The 18,291-nt window shown below is 73.8% G+C and carries 16 protein-coding genes; 10 read left to right on the top strand and 6 right to left on the bottom strand.

Features of this window, described 5'->3' with window-relative positions; genetic code table 11:
* The first annotated feature begins 118 nt into the window (after positions 1-118).
* Positions 119-994, top strand: a complete 876-nt coding sequence (locus tag ACIPW5_RS12875; RefSeq protein ID WP_401244004.1) for a cellulose-binding protein — start codon at positions 119-121, stop codon at positions 992-994.
* A 238-nt stretch (positions 995-1,232) separates the two neighbouring features.
* Here the strand turns inward: ACIPW5_RS12875 and ACIPW5_RS12870 are convergent, their stop codons facing one another.
* Positions 1,233-1,589: a hypothetical protein gene (locus ACIPW5_RS12870; protein WP_401244002.1), complete on the bottom strand. Its 357-nt coding sequence runs from the start codon at positions 1,587-1,589 to the stop codon at positions 1,233-1,235.
* Positions 1,590-1,649: 60 nt separating this feature from the next.
* On the opposite strand from ACIPW5_RS12870, the gene ACIPW5_RS12865 reads away from it, so the two are divergent.
* Both ACIPW5_RS12865 and ACIPW5_RS12860 read left to right on the top strand, forming a co-directional pair.
* Complete coding sequence (locus ACIPW5_RS12865; protein WP_401244000.1) at positions 1,650-2,258, top strand: hypothetical protein; 609 nt, start codon at positions 1,650-1,652, stop codon at positions 2,256-2,258.
* Positions 2,258-2,692 (top strand): hypothetical protein, encoded by a 435-nt coding sequence (locus ACIPW5_RS12860; RefSeq protein ID WP_401243999.1) that lies wholly within the window; start codon positions 2,258-2,260, stop codon positions 2,690-2,692. Before ACIPW5_RS12865 ends, ACIPW5_RS12860 begins: the two co-directional genes overlap by 1 nt.
* Here the strand turns inward: ACIPW5_RS12860 and ACIPW5_RS12855 are convergent.
* Positions 2,667-3,527, bottom strand: a complete 861-nt coding sequence (locus tag ACIPW5_RS12855) for an alpha/beta fold hydrolase (protein ID WP_401243998.1) — start codon at positions 3,525-3,527, stop codon at positions 2,667-2,669. The two genes, ACIPW5_RS12860 and ACIPW5_RS12855, sit on opposite strands and share 26 nt — an antisense overlap.
* A gap of 82 nt (positions 3,528-3,609) precedes the next feature.
* Between ACIPW5_RS12855 and ACIPW5_RS12850 the strand changes: the two genes are divergently transcribed.
* The 3 genes from ACIPW5_RS12850 (at position 3,610) to ACIPW5_RS12840 (ending at position 5,173) form a co-directional block, all read left to right on the top strand.
* Positions 3,610-4,170, top strand: coding sequence for a CGNR zinc finger domain-containing protein (locus tag ACIPW5_RS12850; RefSeq protein ID WP_401243997.1), 561 nt, complete (start codon positions 3,610-3,612; stop codon positions 4,168-4,170).
* A complete protein-coding gene (locus ACIPW5_RS12845) occupies positions 4,167-4,556 on the top strand; it encodes a hypothetical protein (protein ID WP_401243995.1) in 390 nt (129 codons plus the stop codon). Before ACIPW5_RS12850 ends, ACIPW5_RS12845 begins: the two co-directional genes overlap by 4 nt.
* A gap of 140 nt (positions 4,557-4,696) precedes the next feature.
* On the top strand, positions 4,697-5,173 hold the full coding sequence (locus tag ACIPW5_RS12840; RefSeq protein WP_401243993.1) for a hypothetical protein: 477 nt from the start codon (positions 4,697-4,699) through the stop codon (positions 5,171-5,173).
* Between the two features lie 51 nt (positions 5,174-5,224).
* Here the strand turns inward: ACIPW5_RS12840 and ACIPW5_RS12835 are convergent, their stop codons facing one another.
* Complete coding sequence (locus tag ACIPW5_RS12835; protein WP_401243992.1) at positions 5,225-6,070, bottom strand: hypothetical protein; 846 nt, start codon at positions 6,068-6,070, stop codon at positions 5,225-5,227.
* Between the two features lie 101 nt (positions 6,071-6,171).
* Positions 6,172-7,623 (bottom strand): MDR family MFS transporter, encoded by a 1,452-nt coding sequence (locus ACIPW5_RS12830; protein WP_401243990.1) that lies wholly within the window; start codon positions 7,621-7,623, stop codon positions 6,172-6,174.
* 637 nt (positions 7,624-8,260) lie between these two features.
* On the opposite strand from ACIPW5_RS12830, the gene ACIPW5_RS12825 reads away from it, so the two are divergent.
* Positions 8,261-9,037 (top strand): ABC transporter ATP-binding protein, encoded by a 777-nt coding sequence (locus ACIPW5_RS12825; RefSeq protein ID WP_401243988.1) that lies wholly within the window; start codon positions 8,261-8,263, stop codon positions 9,035-9,037.
* Positions 9,034-11,607, top strand: a complete 2,574-nt coding sequence (locus tag ACIPW5_RS12820) for an ABC transporter permease (protein WP_401243987.1) — start codon at positions 9,034-9,036, stop codon at positions 11,605-11,607. Before ACIPW5_RS12825 ends, ACIPW5_RS12820 begins: the two co-directional genes overlap by 4 nt.
* 149 nt (positions 11,608-11,756) lie before the next feature.
* On the opposite strand, the gene ACIPW5_RS12815 is transcribed toward ACIPW5_RS12820, so the two are convergent.
* Complete coding sequence (locus tag ACIPW5_RS12815) at positions 11,757-13,163, bottom strand: DUF2079 domain-containing protein (RefSeq protein ID WP_401243985.1); 1,407 nt, start codon at positions 13,161-13,163, stop codon at positions 11,757-11,759.
* Between the two features lie 230 nt (positions 13,164-13,393).
* On the opposite strand from ACIPW5_RS12815, the gene mfd reads away from it, so the two are divergent.
* Positions 13,394-16,927 carry a transcription-repair coupling factor gene (gene mfd / locus ACIPW5_RS12810; RefSeq protein ID WP_401243983.1) on the top strand — a complete coding sequence of 1,178 codons (3,534 nt, stop codon included), beginning with the start codon at positions 13,394-13,396 and terminating at the stop codon, positions 16,925-16,927.
* Positions 16,928-16,998: 71 nt separating this feature from the next.
* On the top strand, positions 16,999-17,562 hold the full coding sequence (locus ACIPW5_RS12805; RefSeq protein WP_401243981.1) for a GNAT family N-acetyltransferase: 564 nt from the start codon (positions 16,999-17,001) through the stop codon (positions 17,560-17,562).
* A gap of 13 nt (positions 17,563-17,575) precedes the next feature.
* Here the strand turns inward: ACIPW5_RS12805 and ACIPW5_RS12800 are convergent, their stop codons facing one another.
* Positions 17,576-18,286 carry a hypothetical protein gene (locus tag ACIPW5_RS12800; protein ID WP_401243979.1) on the bottom strand — a complete coding sequence of 237 codons (711 nt, stop codon included), beginning with the start codon at positions 18,284-18,286 and terminating at the stop codon, positions 17,576-17,578.
* Positions 18,287-18,291 lie beyond the last annotated feature (5 nt).

Raw genomic sequence — 18,291 nt, 5'->3', positions numbered from 1 at the left:
ACCTTCGGAACGGCCGGGCCGGATCCCCTCGTGCGGGGGATCCGGCCCGGCCATTCCGGCTTCTGCGACCAAATGACGCATCCTTGACAGCAATCCCCGCGAGAGAGGCGCTCCCAGGATGACTGCACCCTTTGCGACTGTGCGCGGTCGCGGCTACCGGACGGACGAAGTCGACCGGTACCTCGCGCGGCTGTCCGGCAGCCGGGACGAGGCCTGGGAGCGGGTGGCGCGGCTGACCGTGCTGGCCCGTCAGATGGAGGCGGAGGCCGAACGGTTGCGGGCGGCCGTGGCCGCGCTGGCCCCGCAGACGTACGACGAGCTGAGCGAGCGCGCGCGGCGGATCCTGCAACTGGCGCAGGAGGAGTCGGAGGTCCTGCGGGAGGAGGCGCGGGCGGACGCGGCGGAGGCGGCGGGCGCGGCCGAGGCGCACGCCGACCGGGTGGCCGAGCTCGCGCGGCACGACGCGGAGGCGGTGCGGGAGCAGACCGAGGTGCGGGCGCGGCAGGGGCTGCTGCGGGCGCAGCGGGAGGCGGACGGGCTCCGGTCGGAGGCGCGGGAGGACGCGTCGGGCTGGCGCTCCGAGGCGCAGGCCGCGCTGGCGGAGACGGGACGCCGGGCGCGGGCGCTGCTCGCGGAGCGGGAACAGGAGCAGGTCGAGCGGTGGGACGCCTCGGGCCGGGAGCTGGCGGCGCGGGCTGACGAGCAGGACGCGCGGTACGCGGAGCTGGAGCGGCACGCGGAAGCGCGGCTGGCGGAGGCGCGGCGGGGGTACGCGGAGGCGGAGGAGTCGGCGCGGCACGGCCAGGAGGACGCGGAGGCGCGGGCGGAGGAGCTGATCGCCCAGGCGCGGGTCCGGGAGGAGCGGACGGGGCGCGAGACGGAGCGGATCCTGCGGGAACACGAGGAGGCGCAGGAGGAGATGCGGGCCCACATGAGCCACGTCCGCTCCAGCCTGGCGGCCCTGACGGGGCGTGCGGCACCGGCGGAGGGGTAGCCCCTGCCGTTGCCCTGGCCGGGCGGTTGACGTTGGGGCCGCTGCCCTGCCGGGCGGGCGGGGGCCGGGGGCGTGCTGCGGGGCCGGTGGCGGGGACGGGGTGGGGTGTCGTCCGGGACGGGCTTCGATGTTCGGCGCCCGTTCCGGATCCGGATGCGCGAGGTACCGCGCGCGGAAGTCATCTCGTTTTAGTCCCGGACGACACCCCACCCCGTCCCCGCCCCCGGCGGGTACCGGTCTATGGGCGGCCCCGGCGGAGGGACTCGTGGGCCGTGGCCAGGGTGAGCTGGGTGCCGTCGCTCCAGGAGCAGACCTCCAGCCACGACAGGTAACCGTCCTCGGTGAAGACCAGCACCTCGCCCGCGCAGTCGCCGTCCTCGGTGTGGATCGGGGCCTCGGCCGCCACTGCTCTGCCCGGCCCGCACGGCGCCGGGCGGAGGCCGGCGGTGTCGAGGTCGAAGTACGCGGTGCCGCAGCCGCAGGCGCAGCGCCCGTTCAGGCGCAGGTGCGGCACCTGGGCGCGGAGTGCCGGGTCGCCGTCCGCGAGGAGGAGCTCCAGTACGCCGGCGACATCGGGGGGAAGGGCCTCGGGCATGCCCGCACCGTACTCGGGGCAACCAAGTGGGTTGTCAGTGGGCGGCGTTAGCCTCGCGGCATGAGTTCTTCGCTGAGTGTGTACCTGCTCGACCTGAACGCCACCCACGCCCTCGTCGGCTCCCGCGACGATGCGCTCCTGGAGACCGTACGGACGAGGTTCGCGGCCGATCTCGCGCACGACGACGACTGGTTCGACTCCGAGATCGAGAACGGCGCGCCCCGTGCGTACGAGGCGCTGCGCGCGGTGGTGCACGGGGGGCCGTTCAGCGAGGACCGGGAGCACGCCTTCCAGTACGCCTACGCCTACAAGCGGCTCTGCGACCTGACCGGCTCCTTCCTCGACAACTCCTCCTTCTCCCCGTACCGGGGCGACTGGCTGTCGATGGTCGACGCGGGGCTGCGGGCGCTGAAGATCGACGCCGTTTCGGTCGAGGAGTTCGACTTCTCCGGTCTGCCCGCCGGGCTGCCGTCCACGTACACGCCGGGGTGCGGCGAGTGGACGTACGGGGAGTGCGTGAAGGCGCTGGAGCAGTTCGAGGAGACCAAGCGGCAGGGGAACCCCCCGCTGCTGGAGAGGGAGGTCGCGGAGGCCGTCCAGGACGTGCTGGGGTGGCTGCGGCAGGTCGAGGCGCGGCCCGGGTTCGGGATCGTGGGCTTCCGGTCCTAGTGGGCGACGGGGCGTGGAGGCGCGCGGGGGTCGAGGTGCTGCCCGGCGGGGAGCCGGCGCCGGTTCCGTGCGTCGAGGGGGAGGTTTCCGGGGGCGTCTACGTCCGGTACGCGGACCCGCGGCTCGTGGAGGCGCTCAACGGCTGTTGGCACCGCCTCGCCGTGGCCGAGGGCCTGTTCGGCGAGGACGGTGCGTTCCTGCTGATGGCGCCCGGTGGGGAGGGCCGCTGGCGGCGGGTGCGGTTGCTGGAGGGGTGGGACGTCATGGGGGCCGGTGCGGAAACGTTTCTCGGGTTGGGCGCCGGCCGCCCCGGCTTCACCGCGCTGGCGCTGGACGGCAGCGTTGCCGTCGTCGCGGCGTCGTACCGGGCGGGGGCCGGGGTGCACGCGGTGCGGCGTCCCGGGGGCGTCACCGGCCGGCGGCGGGCGGGGTGAGGAAGTCGCGGATCAGCGGGGCGATCTCGGAGAGGTGCGTCTCCAGGGCGAAGTGGCCCGCGCCCTCGAAGACGTGCACGTCGGCGTGGGGTGCGTCGCGGAGGTAGGCCTTGGCGCCCGCCGGGGTGAAGAAGGGGTCGCCCGCGCCCCAGACGACGAGCACCGGGACGGCGGCCGTGCGGAGCCAGGCCTGCCAGGCGGGGTAGTGGGCGAAGTTCGAGGCGTAGTCGAAGGCGAGGTCGGCCTGGGCGTCGGCGCGGCCGGGCAGGCCGAGGTAGTGGACGTCGAGCGTCCAGTTGTCGGGGGAGACGAGGGCGGGGTCCGCGACGCCGGTCTCGTACTGGAAGCGGGTGCCCTCCTCCGTGAACAGGGCGCGGACGCGTTCCTCGTTGCCGGGCACCTCGCGCCGCAGCCCGGCGAACTCCCGGGCGGCGTCGGAGAGGCCCTCGTCGTAGGCGTTGCCGTTCTGGACGATCAGGTGCGTGACGCGGTCCGGCCGGCGGGTGGCGAGCCGCAGTCCGACGGGGGCGCCGAAGTCGAAGGCGTACAGCGCGAAGCGGTCCAGGCCGAGGGCGTCGGTGAAGCCCTCCACGATGTCGGCGAGCCGGTCGAAGGTGTACGTGAACCCGGCCGGGGCGGTGGTGCGGCCGAAGCCGGGGTAGTCGGGGGCGATCAGCCGGACGGGGGCGTCGGCGAGGGCGTCCATCAGGCGGGTGAACTGGTGCGAGGCGGTCGGGAAGCCGTGCAGGAGCAGCAGGACCGGGCCGTCGGCCGGGCCGCTCTCGCGGTAGGCGACGGTCACGCCGTCCACGTCGACGGTGCGGTGAGCGATCATCACATGCCTCCTTGGGCTTCGGTGGCATTAGTCTGCGGGAGATGCGGCTAATGGGTCAAGAGGGATTGCTAGCATTAGTCGGGTGAACGTCTTCCCGCTGCTGGGCGAGCCCCTCGCCCTCGATCTGCTGAACACCCGGCCCGCCGGCTCCGGCGACCTCATCGCCGACCGGGCGGGACTCGCCGCCTGGCTGGCCGAGCAGCCCGGGCGGCTGAGCCACGTCCCGGAGGTCGGGGAGGACGAGGTGGCCGCCGCGCACGCCGTGCGGGAGGCGGCCGGGCCGCTGCTCGCCGCCGCGCGGCGCGGTGAGCGTCCCCCGGCCGGCGAGCTGGACGCCCTCAACGGGATCCTCGCCGCCGCCCCGGCCCGCACCGAGCTGTCCTGGACGGCGCTGACCGGCATGACGGCGGCCCCCTACCGGGAGGCCGCCCCCGCCCGGCGGCTCGCCGCCGAGCTCGCGGAGGCCGTGGTGCAGCTGCTCACGGACCCCCGGGTGACGGCGGTGCGCGCGTGCGAGGCGGAGGACTGCGTGCTGCTCTTCCTGCCCGCCCACCCCCGCCGCCGCTGGTGCGTGGCCTCGGCCTGCGGCAACCGGGCCCGGGTGGCCCGTTACTACGCCCGGCACAAGGGGGAGGGCGTGTGAGCCGCGAGTGGGAGTCGCTGACCGAGAGCCAGCGGGCCTTCATGATCAGTGCCTTCGAGATCGACATCCTGCCCGGCGTCTGGGGCGACCTGGCCGAGGAGGACAAGGAGCTGCCCGTCGCCGAGCTGTCCCCGATCCTGCTCGACCTCGTCGACCGGGGCTGGATCGAGGTGCGCCGGGTGGCCCCGTGGGTCGCGCCCGACGGGACCCCGGGGTTCCAGCCGGGCGAGGTCGTGCCGCGCGAGGTGCTGCCGGAGGTGCTGGCGGACCCGGACGAATGGGAGTACCCCGAGGGCGGAACGGACTGGATCGGGGCCCTGACGCTGACCGAGACCCCCGAGGGGTGGCGGGTCAACCGGATCTCCCCGGAGGAGGCGGCGGGCTGAGCCCGTGGGGGCAGGGCGGGTGAACCTCGGGGCGCGCTCCCGGCGAGGAAAGGTTTCGCCAGCGCGCCGCGCTCCTACGCTCCCTCCCGGATGCCACCGGACCGGCATCCGCCCGCGGAAGAGAAGAACGGAACCCCCTCATGCGTCTTCGCACCACCGCCGTCGCCCTCGCCGGAGCCCTCACCCTCGTCCTGCCGACCGCCGCCACCGCGCTCGCGGACGACGGCAAGGTCCTCAGCTACACCTTCGTCAAGGACGGCGCCAGCAAGACCGGGCAGGTGAGCGACCTGGCCGAGGACAAGTGCCACGCGCTGGCCGTGACCGACGCCCCGATCGAGGAAGTCGTCAACGAGACCGACAAGGTGGCCCTGTTCTTCGACAACAAGAACTGCGAGGGCGAGCCGGTCGCGGCTGCGGGTCCGGGTGAGAAGGCGGGCGACTTCGATGCCTCCGCCGTGGCCTTCGAGGCCGCCGAGCCGGGGCAGGGGCAGCAGAAGGACGAGAAGCGCGAGGACGCCGCCCAGGCCCCCGTCCAGCAGCCGGCCGACAGCGGCAGCGACGCCGTCGACGCGGAGGACGCCGACACCTTCGAGTCCCCGTTCCGGATGATCGGCTGATCTTCCCCGGGCGCGACGAGGGGCCCGGCACCCGGGGGTGCCGGGCCCCCGTCATGCCCGCGGGGCGGGGACCGCGGGCGCGCCCTCGTAGCGGTACGGGTCGCTGCGCAGCCCGCGCGAGACGACCACCACCGTGAACGGCGGCTTCGCCGTGGCCGGCAGCGGGGCGGTCAGGGCTCCGGTCGCCGCGTCCGGCGTCACCGCGAGCGGGGTGTCGTCCAGCGTGAGGCGGGGCTCGGTGAAGCCGCCGCCCTCCACCCGGAGCAGTCCCTCGGGGGTGACGGTCACGTCGGTGATCACCGGGTTGGCGCGGGTGGCCATCTTGTTCACCAGGTAGGCGCCCGCCGGAGCGCCGGTCAGCGCCCAGATCTCGGCGGGCAGCCGGGGGAGCCCGCCGCCCACGTCGGAGAGGAAGAAGAGGACGACGTAGAGCATCGTGACCGCGCTCAGGGCCACGTACTGGAGGTCGACCAGGTCGGTCCGGCCGCTGTCGTTCGCGATCAGCTCGCGCAGCGGGCGGCGGCCGCCGGGGGTGGGTTTGGGGGCCGGCTTGGCCAGGGTGCCGCTCTCGATCCGGAAGCCGACGACCGCCTTCGCGGCGATCAGGGCCGCGTACGGGCCCCCGAGCAGCGGCAGGTAGACCGAGGTCAGGGAGGCCAGCGGGCCGTCGGAGCCGGAGGTGCGGAAGTAGGAGACGCCGCCACCGGCCGTCAGCCCGTACGCGAGGATCGTGAGCAGCAGCCAGACCAGGATCACCGTCCAGGCCAGCGCGAGGGTGGTGGAGGTGGAGAGCCGGCCGTCGCGGCCGGTGACGAAGCCCGGCCTGCTGCGCAGGCGCAGGGCCACCGGTCCGGCCAGGGCGGCCAGTAACGCGAGCGCGAAGAGTGCGGATGCCATGTCGTCCCCCCGGAAACGGTCCTGGGGACGAGGGTCGCCCACTGGGCCCGAACATGACAACCCGCCCCGCGGGCCGGGCCCGGCCGCGAGCCGCCCCCCTGCTACTGGTGCTCCGGCAGCACCGGGAACCTGCGGGGCGCCACCAGCAGCAGCACCAGCACGGCCGCCACCCCGGCGGCCGTCGCGCCGAGGAAGATGTGCTCCACCGCGGCCGCCACCGCCCCCCGCAGGTGCTCCGCGGCGGCCGGCGACAGCCCGCCCGGTTCCGCCAGGGCCCGCGACACGTCGTCGAGGTGCTCCGGCAGCCCCGGCAGCGGCGTCCCCGCCAGCCGGGCGGTGACGGTCGCGTTGGCCACCGCCCCCAGCAGCGCGGCCCCCACGCTCTGCCCGACGGTGCGGCAGAACAGCACCGAGGCCGTCGTGGTCCCCCGCTCGGCCCAGCCCACCGTGGACTGCACCCCGACCATCAGCGGCAGCTGGAAGAGCCCGAGGGCGGCGCCCAGCAGCAGCATCACCAGCGCGGGCTGCCACGGCCGCGCCGGGTACGGCAGCAGGGTGAAGGCGAACAGGACCACCGACGCCAGGCCCACGCCCAGGGCGGCGGTGTCGCGGAAGCCGATGCGCCGGTACACGTGCTGGCAGAAGGCGGCCGACAGCGGCCAGCTCAGGGTCATCAGGGCGGTCAGCAGCCCGGCTCCGACCGGCCCGAGCCCGAGCACGGACTGGGCGTACGTCGGCATGAACACCATCGGGGCGACCATCAGCAGCCCCAGCGCCGCCATCGCCAGGTTGACGGCGGCGATGGTGCGCCGCCGCCACACCCAGCCGGGCAGGATCGGTTCTGCGGCCCGGCGTTCCACCCGGACCACCACGGCGGCCAGGACCGCGCTCGCGCCCAGCAGCGCCAGCGAGGGCGCCGACAGCCAGGGCCAGGCCACCCCGCCCTGCACCAGCGCGAACAGCAGCAGCCCGCCGCAGGCGAAGACGGCGAGCGCCCCGGCCCAGTCCACCGGGCCCCGGCGGCCGGGGGAGCGTACGGGCTCCACGAGGTGGCGGGCGGTCAGCCAGAGGGCCAGCCCGGCGAGCGGCACGTTGATCAGGAAGGTCCAGCGCCAGCCCGCGTACTCGGCGAGCACGCCGCCGAGCGCCGGGCCGAGCAGGGCGGAGCTCGCCCACACGGTGGTCATCCGGGCCTGTATGCGGGGGCGGTCGCGCAGCGGGTAGAGGTCGGCGGCCAGGGTCTGCACGGTGCTCTGCAGGGCTCCGCCGCCCAGCCCCTGGACGATCCGGAAGGCGATGAGCGCGGCCATGTTCCAGGCGGACGCGCAGAGCAGGGAGCCGGCCAGGAAGAGGGCGGTGCCGAAGAGCAGGACCGGCTTGCGGCCGAAGGTGTCGCTGAGCTTGCCGTAGACGGGGAGGGTGACGGTGACGGCGAGGAGGTAGCCGGAGAACAGCCAGGAGAAGACGGAGAACCCGCCGAGGTCCCCGACGATCTGCGGGACGGCGGTGGAGACGATCGTGCTGTCGAGCGCGACCAGGGCCATGCTCAGCATCAGCGACACCACCACCCGGGTGGGCGGCCGCCCGGGTGTGCCCGACCCCGTCCCCAGGTCCGACCCCGCCCCCGGGTCCGGCCCCGCCCCCGAGTCCGGCCCCGAGTCCGTTCCGGGTCCGGGGGCGGCCGCTGAAGCCCGCCCTCCGAAGGCCGCCGGCCCTTCCGCAGGGGTCTCCGCCGATCCCTTCGCCCCGCTTTCTCCTGTTTCCACCACGTTCCCCTCGTCTGCGGGGAACACCATCTCACCGGGCCGCGCCGGGCGGAATCCCCGTCTCACGGGCGTCCGGTCCGTGGGTGTCCCCTACCGCCGGTCCGCCGAAGGGCGGACAACCCCTAGGGGTGGGTCCGCATTTGGGTCCAGGGGACGTTCGTCCCGGCGGAGGAGGCCGAAGGGCCCGCGAGGTCCTTAACTGGTTCATACGAGCGGGGCCGCCGGGGGGCGGGGTGGGGTTAACCCCCCGGCGGATACGGCCACGGGCACCAGCGCGCAGGCCGCCCCCGCGCAGCAGACTTCGACGGCGGCCGTACGGAAATCGGCCATGCGCACACCGGCCGGACACGCACGGCCGCACCGGCACACGCAGGACCGGCAGGACCGGCACACCAACAGGGGAGACAGCACCGTGACAACGGCGATGACCGAAACCAGGCAGGGCAGCGGCGGGGGGCAGAACTCCGTCGCGGCCCGGGCGCGCCAGGTCGTCAAGGCCTACGGCTCCGGCGAGACCCGCGTGGTCGCCCTCGACCACGTGGACGTGGACATCCACCGCGGCCAGTTCACCGCGATCATGGGCCCCTCCGGCTCCGGCAAGTCCACGCTGATGCACTGCCTCGCCGGGCTGGACACGGTGACGGGCGGGCAGATCCACCTGGAGGACACCGAGATCACCGGCCTGAAGGACAAGAAGCTCACGCAGCTGCGCCGGGACAAGATCGGCTTCATCTTCCAGGCGTTCAACCTGCTGCCGACGCTCAACGCCCTGGAGAACATCACCCTCCCCATGGACATCGCGGGCCGCAAGCCGGACCCGCAGTGGCTGGACCGGGTCGTCCAGACGGTCGGCCTCGCCGGCCGCCTCAAGCACCGCCCGACCGAGCTGTCCGGCGGCCAGCAGCAGCGCGTGGCGGTCGCCCGCGCCCTCGCCGCCCGCCCGGCGATCATCTTCGGCGACGAGCCGACCGGGAACCTGGACTCCCGCGCCGGCGCCGAGGTCCTCGGCTTCCTGCGCCAGTCGGTCGACCAGCTGGGCCAGACCATCGTGATGGTCACCCACGACCCGGTCGCCGCCTCCTACGCGGACCGCGTCATCTTCCTCGCCGACGGCCGCATCGTCGACGAGATGTACGCGCCCACCGCCGATCAGGTCCTCGACCGGATGAAGGACTTCGACGCGCGCGGGCGGACCTCGTGACCGTCATGAAGACCGCGCGGCGGAACTTCCTCGCGCACAAGGGCAGGATGGCGCTCTCCGCGATCGCCGTGCTGCTGTCGGTCGCCTTCGTCTGCGGGACCCTGGTGTTCACCGACACCATGAACACCACCTTCGACAAGCTGTTCGCGGTCACCAGCTCCGACGTCACCATCAGCCCCAAGGGGGCCGAGGGCGGCGAGGACGTCCCCGACCGCGGGAAGCCGGAGGGGCTGCCCGGTTCCGTGGTGGAGAAGGCGCGCGGCGCCGAGGGCGTCAAGTCCGCCGAGGGCGGCGTCGTCTCCATGGCCGTGACGGTCGTCAACTCCAAGAACGAGAACATGGGGTCGACCACCGGAGCCCCGACCATCGCGGGCAGCTGGAACGACAACGAGCTCAAGTCGATGAAGATCACCTCCGGCCACGCCCCGCGCGGCCCCACCGAGGTGATGGTCGACGCCGACACCGCCGACAAGCACAAGCTCAAGCTCGGCGACGAGCTGCGCACCATCGCCGTCACCGGTGACGTCCGGGCGAAGATCAGCGGCATCGCCTCCTTCACCGTGACCAACCCGGGCGCGGCCATGGTCTACTTCGACACCGCCACCGCCCAGGAGAAGCTGCTCGGCGCCCCGGGCACCTTCACCCACGTCAACATCACCGCCAAGGACGGCGTGACGCACGAGCAGCTGAAGAAGAACGTGGCGGCCGCGGTCGGCGCCGACACGTACAAGCTGCAGACGGCCAAGGAGGCCACGGCCGCCAACAAGAAGGACATGGGCTTCCTCGACGTCATGAAGTACGTGATGCTCGGCTTCGCCGGCATCGCCTTCCTCGTCGGCATCTTCCTGATCTTCAACACCTTCTCGATGCTGGTCGCCCAGCGCACCCGCGAGATCGGCCTGATGCGCGCCATCGGCTCCGACCGGGGCCAGATCAACCGCTCGGTCCTCATCGAGGCCTTCCTGCTCGGGGTCGTCGGCTCGCTCGCCGGTGTCGCGGCGGGCGTGGGCCTGGCCGTCGGCCTGATGAAGCTCATGGGCCAGATGGGCATGCAGCTGTCCACCGCCGACCTGACGGTCAAGTGGACGACCCCGGCCGTCGGCCTGGTCCTGGGCATCGTCGTCACCGTGGTCGCCGCCTACGTCCCGGCCCGCCGGGCCGGCAAGGTCTCCCCGATGGCGGCCCTGCGCGACGCCGGCACCCCCGGCGACAAGAAGGCCGGCACGGTCCGTGCGGTCCTCGGCCTGGTCCTCACGGGCATCGGTGCCGCGGCCCTGTTCCTCGCCGGAGCCGCCGAGAAGGCCGGCGAGGGATCGCTGTGGCTGGCCGTCGGGGTGCTGTTCAGCCTCATCGGCTTCATCGTGATCGGCCCGCTGCTGGCCGGCGTCGTCGTCCGGGTGCTCGCCGCCCCGGTGCTGCGGCCCTTCGGCTCCGTCGGCCGGCTCGCCGAGCGCAACGCGCTGCGCAACCCGCGCCGCACCGGCGCCACGGCCGCCGCGCTGATGATCGGACTGGCGCTGGTCGCCTGCCTGTCGGTGGTCGGCTCCTCCATGGTGGCCTCCGCCACCGATGAACTCGACCGCTCCGTCGGCGCCGACTACATCGTCTCCTCGCAGACCGGCCAGCCGCTGATGCCCCAGGCCGAGCAGGCCATGCGCGCCACCAAGGGCCTGGACCACGTCACCGCGTACCGCGAGGTCGAGGCGAAGATCACCGCCCCGGACGGCACCTCCGCCAAGGACCGGCTCAGCGTCACCGACCCGACGTACGCCCAGGACGTGCGCCGCAAGACGATCGCCGGCGAGCACAAGGACGCGTACGCGGCCGGTTCCATGGCGGTGGGCTCGATCTACGCAGAGAAGCACCACGTCAAGGTCGGCGACGAGCTGACGGTGGCCTTCAACGGCGGCAAGACCGTCCGGCTGAAGGTCGCCGCGATCACCTCGGACGAGGGCAACCTCGACAAGGGCGTGAAGTACATCAGCACCGCGACCGCCGAGGCCAACGTCCCGGCAGACCAGCTGGCGCGCCCGTTCATGCTGCTGGCCAAGGCCGAGAAGGGGCAGGCCGACAGCGCGTACACGGCGCTCAAGGCGGCCATGGCCGAGTACCCGCAGTACAAGGTGCTCAACCAGACCGACTACAAGCAGGACCTCAAGGACCAGGTCGGTCAGCTGCTGAACATGGTCTACGGGCTCCTCGCCCTCGCGATCATCGTCGCGGTGCTGGGCGTCGTGAACACCCTGGCCCTCTCGGTGGTCGAGCGGACCCGCGAGATCGGCCTGATGCGCGCCATCGGCCTCTCCCGCCGCCAGCTGCGCCGCATGATCCGTCTGGAGTCGGTGGTCATCGCCCTGTTCGGCGCCCTGCTGGGCCTCGGCCTGGGCATGGGCTGGGGTGCCACCGCCCAGCAGCTCCTCGCCCTCCAGGGGCTGAAGGTGCTGGAGATCCCGTGGCCGACCATCATCGGCGTCTTCGCCGGCTCGGCCCTGGTGGGCCTGTTCGCCGCACTGGTCCCGGCCTTCCGGGCGGGGCGGATGAACGTTCTGAACGCGATCGCCAGCGAATAGCGGGGGCGGTCGTACGGGGGAAAGCACGGGGGAGAGCACGGGGGACCACGGGGGAGAGAACGGGGGAACCACGGGGGAACGCGCCGGCCCCGGACCGTCCGCAGGGACGGTCCGGGGCCGGCGCCGTCCGTCCGGGGCCGGGATCCGGCTCAGAGCACCCGCTGGAGCAGGACGTACCCGCCCGCCTCGCCCGTCAGCACGAAGCGCGACCCCGGGTGCAGCCGCTCGGCGTAGGCGACGGGGTCGCCGGCCCGGTCGCCGGAGTTGTCGAAGACCAGGAAGGCCGGCCGCACCCCCTCGGTGCCGCCGATCCAGTACACCTGGCAGCGCGAGGTCAGCCGGGTCAGCGGGCCGTACACCGTCTCCACCCGCACCCCGTCCGGTATCTGCGCCAGCAGCCGTTCGACGGCGGTCACCCGCGCGGGCTTCTCGTACGTGGACCGCTCGCCGAGCCGGGCCAACGGCAGGCTGGTCGCGCTCAGCGCGAGGGCGGCCGCGAGCACGGCGGCGGGCAGGTGGTGGGCGTACGCCCGCACCCGCGGCCGGGGGCTGCGCCGGGCGGTGTCGAGGGCGTCGGCCAGGGCGAGGGCGACGACCGGCATCAGGACGGCGCTGTAGTGGAAGTCGGTGGACCAGTAGTGCGGGTCCCCGGACAGGAACCGCCAGCCCAGGGTGGGCCCGGCCACCAGTAGCAGCGGGGAGCGCAGCGCGAGGAGCCCGCTGGTGGGGAGCAGCACCCAGCCGAGGGTGGTCAGCTTCGTGCCGAGGCCGCCGAGCGGGCCGCCGCCCCCGTCCGCGCCCCCGCCGAGCTTCTCCCAGTAGGCGTAGCCGTCGGCGGCGAAGGCGGGGATCACCACCGTGAACACCAGTACCGCGGCGGCCACCCCCGCCGCGGCGACGGCCGCGGCGAGCCGCGCGGCCCGCGGGTCGGCGCGCCGGGCCCGCCAGGCCGTGACGAGGGCCAGGGCGGCCAGGGTGACCCCGAGGTCCTCCTTGACCAGCAGCAGCGGCAGCCCCCAGCCCAGGGCGGCTCGCCAGCGGCGCGCGAGCAGCGCCTCCAGGGCGAAGGCCAGCAGCGGCACGGCGAAGCAGATCTCGTGGAAGTCGAAGTCCACGGCCCGCTGGATCCCCCAGGACAGCCCGTACGCCGCCCCGAGCGCGAGCCCCCGGGCCTGCCCGAGGAGCTTCGCCGAGGCCCGGGTGACGGGCAGCGCGGACAGGGCCATCAGGGCGGCCTGCACCACCAGGAGGGTGACGGGGCTCGGGAAGAGCCGGTAGAGCGGGGCGATCAGGGCGATGACCGGGCTGAAGTGGTCGCCGAGGACGTGGGAGCCGGGCCCCTTCAGGTCCACCACGGGCGGCTGGAGCCAGGCGTAGGCCCGCACCGCCTGCTCGAATATCCCGAGGTCCCAGGAGGCCTCCTCCATCCGCCGGTACCGGGTCACCGAGAGCACGGCGTACGCGAGGAACAGGGCGGCGGTGAGGGCGTACGGCGCCCGGCGCGCGGCCCGGCCGGCGCGGTCGCCGGCGCCCCGGGTGCTTCCGGATATCGGCATCCGGACAGATTCTCACCCTCAACCGGAACGCTTTCCTCCGGCCCCCCGGCCCACGTCACGCCCGGCTCACCCGCACCGTCCGCCCCCCGCCACACCCGCGCGGAGGCGGAATGCCCCGCGCGGCCGGGGGAGCGGCGTCATAGGGTGGGAACCCCCGGCCCGTTCACGTGTCGGGCCCTTCGCGTTGCCCCCGGCACCCCTCGCCCCTCACCGGATGGAAAGCCTGTCTCATGAGCCTGCACGGACTGCTCGACGCCGTCACCCGGGATCCCGCCCTCGCCGAGGCGGTCACCGCGGCCGGGGAGGGCAACCGCATGCACGTGGACCTCGTCGGCCCGCCCGCCGCCCGGCCCTTCGCGATCGCCGCCCTGGCCGCCCGTACCGAGCGGACCGTGCTCGCGGTCACCGCCACCGGGCGGGAGGCGGAGGACCTCGCTGCCGCGCTGCGCTCCCTGCTGCCCCCCGACGAGGTGGTCGACTACCCGGCCTGGGAGACGCTGCCGCACGAGCGGCTCAGCCCGCGCAGCGACACCGTCGGCCGCCGCATCGCGGTGCTGCGCCGGCTCGCGCACCCGAGCAAGGAGGACCCGGCGGCCGGCCCCGTCCAGGTGGTCGTCGCCCCCATCCGGTCCGTGCTCCAGCCGCAGGTCAAGGGGCTCGGGGACCTGGTTCCGGTGAGCCTGCGGCAGGGCGACACCGCCGACCTCGGCGTGGTGACCGAGGCGCTCGCGGCAGCCGCGTACGCCCGCGTCGAGCTGGTCGAGAAGCGCGGCGAGTTCGCCGTGCGCGGCGGCATCCTCGACGTGTTCCCGCCCACCGAGGAGCACCCGCTGCGCGTGGAGTTCTGGGGCGACGAGGTCGAGGAGATCCGCTACTTCAAGGTCGCCGACCAGCGCTCCCTGGAGATCGCCGAGCACGGCCTGTGGGCCCCGCCCTGCCGGGAGCTGCTGCTCACGGACGAGGTGCGCGAGCGGGCCGCCGCGCTGGCCGAGGAGCACCCGGAGCTCGGCGAACTGCTGAACAAGATCGCCGAGGGGATCGCGGTCGAGGGCATGGAGTCCCTCGCCCCGGTCCTCGTCGACGACATGGAGCTGCTGATCGACGTCCTGCCCGCCGGGGCGATGGCCGTGGTCTGCGACCCGGAGCGGGTGCGCACCCGGGCCGCCGACCTGGTGGCGACCTCGCAGGAGTTCCTGATGGCCTCCTGGGCGGCCACCGCCGGCGGCGGCGAGGCCCCCATCGACGTCGGCGCGGCCTCGCTGCGCGGGATCGCGGACGTGCGCGAGCACGCGCGCGAGCTCGGCATGATGTGGTGGTCGGTGTCCCCCTTCGCGGCCGGCGACGAGGTCATCGGCGGCGACGTGCTGAAGCTCGGCATGCACGCCCCCGAGGCCTACCGCGGCGACACCGCCCGCGCGCTCGCCGACACCAAGGGCTGGATCGCCGACGGCTGGCACACCGTCTACCTCACCGAGGGCCACGGCCCGGCCGCCCGTACCGTCGAGGTCCTCGGCGGCGAGGGCATCGCCGCCCGGCTGGAGCCGCGGCTGGGGGCGCTGGAGCCCTCCCTCGTGCACGTCGCCTGCGGCTCGCTCGACCACGGCTTCGTCGACCCGGCGCTGAAGCTGGCCGTCCTCACCGAGACCGACCTGACCGGGCAGCGCACCGCCACCAAGGACCTCGGCCGGATGCCGACCCGGCGCCGCAAGTCCATCGACCCCCTCACCCTGGAGGTCGGCGACTACATCGTGCACGAGCAGCACGGTGTCGGCCGCTACATCGAGATGGTGCAGCGCACCGTGCAGGGCGCCACCCGCGAGTACCTGCTCGTCGAGTACGCGCCGGCCAAGCGCGGCCAGCCCGGCGACCGCCTGTACATCCCGACCGACCAGCTGGAGCAGGTCACCAAGTACGTGGGCGGCGAGGCCCCGACCCTGCACCGGCTCGGCGGCGCCGACTGGACGAAGACCAAGGCGCGGGCGAAGAAGGCGGTCAAGGAGATCGCCGCCGACCTCATCAAGCTGTACAGCGCGCGCATGGCCGCCCCCGGCCACACCTTCGGCCCGGACACCCCCTGGCAGCGCGAGCTGGAGGACGCCTTCCCGTACGCGGAGACCCCCGACCAGCTCACCACCATCGCCGAGGTCAAGGAGGACATGGAGAAGTCGGTCCCGATGGACCGGCTGATCTGCGGCGACGTCGGCTACGGCAAGACGGAGATCGCGGTCCGGGCCGCCTTCAAGGCCGTGCAGGACGGCAAGCAGGTGGCCGTCCTGGTCCCCACGACCCTCCTCGTGCAGCAGCACTTCGGGACCTTCTCCGAGCGCTACAGCCAGTTCCCCGTCAACGTGAGGGCGCTGTCGCGCTTCCAGACCGACACCGAGTCCAAGGCCACCCTGGAGGGGCTGAAGGAGGGCTCGGTCGACGTGGTCATCGGCACCCACCGGCTGTTCTCGCAGGAGACCAAGTTCAAGGACCTGGGCCTGGTCATCGTCGACGAGGAGCAGCGCTTCGGCGTCGAGCACAAGGAGCAGCTGAAGAAGCTCCGCGCCAACGTGGACGTGCTGACCATGTCCGCGACCCCGATCCCGCGCACCCTGGAGATGGCGGTGACCGGCATCCGCGAGATGTCGACGATCACCACCCCGCCGGAGGAGCGCCACCCGGTGCTCACCTTCGTCGGCCCGTACGAGGAGAAGCAGATCGGCGCGGCCATCCGGCGCGAGCTGCTGCGCGAGGGCCAGTGCTTCTACATCCACAACCGGGTCGAGTCCATCGACCGGGCGGCCGCGAAGCTGCGGGAGATCGTGCCCGAGGCGCGGATCGCGACGGCCCACGGCCAGATGTCCGAACAGGCCCTGGAGCAGGTCGTGGTGGACTTCTGGGAGAAGAAGTTCGACGTGCTGGTCTCCACGACGATCGTCGAGTCCGGCATCGACATCTCCAACGCCAACACCCTGATCGTGGAGCGCGGCGACAACTTCGGCCTGAGCCAGCTGCACCAGCTGCGCGGCCGCGTCGGGCGCGGCCGCGAGCGCGGGTACGCGTACTTCCTCTACCCGCCGGAGAAGCCGCTGACGGAGACCGCGCACGAGCGTCTGGCCACCATCGCCCAGCACACCGAGATGGGCGCCGGCATGTACGTGGCGATGAAGGACCTGGAGATCCGCGGTGCGGGCAACCTGCTGGGCGGCGAGCAGTCCGGGCACATCGCGGGCGTCGGCTTCGACCTGTACATCCGGATGGTCGGCGAGGCCGTGGCCGACTACCGGGCCGCCGTCGAGGGCGGGATGGAGGAGGAGCCGCCGCTGGAGGTGAAGATCGAGCTGCCGGTCGACGCGCACGTCCCGCACGACTACGCGCCCGGCGAGCGGCTGCGCCTCCAGGCGTACCGGTCCATCGCGGCGGCGAACTCCGAGGCCGACATCAAGGCCGTCCGCGAGGAGCTGACGGACCGCTACGGCAAGCTGCCGGAGCCGGTGGAGAACCTGCTGCTGGTGGCGGGCCTGCGGATGCTGGCGCGGGCCTGCGGGGTCGGGGACATCACCCTCCAGGGCCCGAACATCCGCTTCGGGCCGGTGGAGTTGCGCGAGTCGCAGGAGCTGCGCCTCAAGCGCCTCTACCCGGGGACGGTCCTCAAGCCGGCCACCTCGCAGGTGCTGGTGCCGCGCCCGAAGACGGCCAAGGTCGGCGGCAAGCCGCTCGTCGGCCGCGAACTGCTCGCCTGGACCGGGGAGTTCCTCACCACGATCCTCGGCTCCTGACCGGGCGCGGTACGGGAACCCGCCCGCGCGGCGCACGCGGGCGGGCCCGGGGCCGTGCGTAACATCGGCCGATGATCACACCGACGGTCCTGCGCTCCGCCGCGACGGCGGACCTGCCCGCCCTGATGCTGCGCCCCTGGCGGGAGCAGGACGCCCCCGCGCTCGTGGCGGCGTACGCGGACCCGTTCCTGCGGCGCTGGACCGCCGGGCCGCCGGACGGCGCGGACGGCGGGCTGCGGTGGGTGGCGGAGCAGCGGCGGGGCTGGGAGGAGGGCCTGCGGTTCGCCTTCGCGGTGGTGGAGCCGGCGGGCGCGGCCCTGGTGCTGGTGGGCGGTGTGGTGCTCAAGCGGCCCGTGCCGGACGGGCCGTCGGCCGAGGTCGGCTACTGGACGGTGGCCTCCGCGCGGGGCCGGGGCGTCGCCCCGCGGGCCCTGGAGTCCCTGACGGGCTGGGCGTTCGCGACCTTCGGGGGCTCCGGGCTGGAACGCCTCGAACTGCTGCACCAGGAGGACAACGGGGCCTCCTGCCGGGTGGCGGAGAAGAGCGGCTACCCGTTCCGCGCCGTCCTCCCGGCGGCCCCGCCCGCGTTCCCGCTCAGCGGCCACCTGCACGTCCGGGCCGTGGCCGGGGCCTGAACGGGCGGCCGGGTCAGCCGGAGCGGCGTACGCCGGTGTACTCGACCGAGCCGGAATCCGGGCCCTGCCGGTCGTGCTTGACCAGGTACGGCACCGCGTCCAGCAGGACGTGGTCGGTGACCTCGGCGCCGCCGGCGGCCTTCGGCCGGAACACCGCGACCGGCTTGCCGTTCTGGCGGGCGTCCGGCTCGCGGCGGACGTCCGCGGGCTCCGCCGGGAAGGCCTGGTCGGGCCGGGCCGCCGCGCACAGGGTGCGCAGGTGCGCGACCGAGGGGTCGGAGGTCCTGGAGTCGATCCAGCCCTGGCCGCTGTCGGGGTAGCTGGCGGTCGGGTCCCTGAAGTGGTCCTTGAGGAAGCCCTCGTCGCCCTTGACGGAGAGCCTGCCGCCCTCCATCAGGATCTCCCCGGTCCCGGCGTGCGCGACGGTGACCTTCCCCCAGCAGCCGCCGTCGCCCTCGAAGGTCAGTTGCGCGCTGATCTCGCGGTCGCCGATGGTGCGCTTCACGAGGGCGTTCTTGGTCTCGGCCCGTGCCGTCTCCTGGTACGCGGCGCGCAGGACGGCGGCCGGGTCCCGGCCCGCGAGCGGGTCGGGTGCCGCCGAGGCGGCGGGTGCCTCCTTCGCCGCCGGGCCGGCTCCGGGGCCGCAGCCGGTCACGGTCAGCAGGGCCGCGCAGGCGAGTGCGGTCGCGGTCGCGGACATGGCGGCGGGCGTGGTGGTGCGCATGAGCG

It is taken from the genome of Streptomyces sp. NPDC090077 (assembly GCF_044747545.1).
Lineage (GTDB): Bacteria > Actinomycetota > Actinomycetes > Streptomycetales > Streptomycetaceae > Streptomyces.
The sequence above is the reverse complement of the archived record's forward strand: the minus strand, read 5'-3'. Positions and strand labels throughout refer to the sequence as shown.

Excerpts from the sequence above, each read along its gene's own strand:
- ACIPW5_RS12875 (WP_401244004.1), top strand. The coding sequence starts at position 119 with ATGACTGCACCCTTTGCGACTGTGCGCGGTCGCGGCTACCGGACGGAC.
- ACIPW5_RS12870 (WP_401244002.1), bottom strand. The coding sequence starts at position 1,589 with ATGCCCGAGGCCCTTCCCCCCGATGTCGCCGGCGTACTGGAGCTCCTC.
- ACIPW5_RS12865 (WP_401244000.1), top strand. The coding sequence starts at position 1,650 with ATGAGTTCTTCGCTGAGTGTGTACCTGCTCGACCTGAACGCCACCCAC.
- ACIPW5_RS12855 (WP_401243998.1), bottom strand. The coding sequence starts at position 3,527 with ATGATCGCTCACCGCACCGTCGACGTGGACGGCGTGACCGTCGCCTAC.
- ACIPW5_RS12840 (WP_401243993.1), top strand. The coding sequence starts at position 4,697 with ATGCGTCTTCGCACCACCGCCGTCGCCCTCGCCGGAGCCCTCACCCTC.
- ACIPW5_RS12835 (WP_401243992.1), bottom strand. The coding sequence starts at position 6,070 with ATGGCATCCGCACTCTTCGCGCTCGCGTTACTGGCCGCCCTGGCCGGA.
- ACIPW5_RS12830 (WP_401243990.1), bottom strand. The coding sequence starts at position 7,623 with ATGCTGAGCATGGCCCTGGTCGCGCTCGACAGCACGATCGTCTCCACC.
- ACIPW5_RS12825 (WP_401243988.1), top strand. The coding sequence starts at position 8,261 with ATGACCGAAACCAGGCAGGGCAGCGGCGGGGGGCAGAACTCCGTCGCG.
- ACIPW5_RS12815 (WP_401243985.1), bottom strand. The coding sequence starts at position 13,163 with ATGCCGATATCCGGAAGCACCCGGGGCGCCGGCGACCGCGCCGGCCGG.
- mfd (WP_401243983.1), top strand. The coding sequence starts at position 13,394 with ATGAGCCTGCACGGACTGCTCGACGCCGTCACCCGGGATCCCGCCCTC.
- ACIPW5_RS12805 (WP_401243981.1), top strand. The coding sequence starts at position 16,999 with ATGATCACACCGACGGTCCTGCGCTCCGCCGCGACGGCGGACCTGCCC.
- ACIPW5_RS12800 (WP_401243979.1), bottom strand. The coding sequence starts at position 18,286 with ATGCGCACCACCACGCCCGCCGCCATGTCCGCGACCGCGACCGCACTC.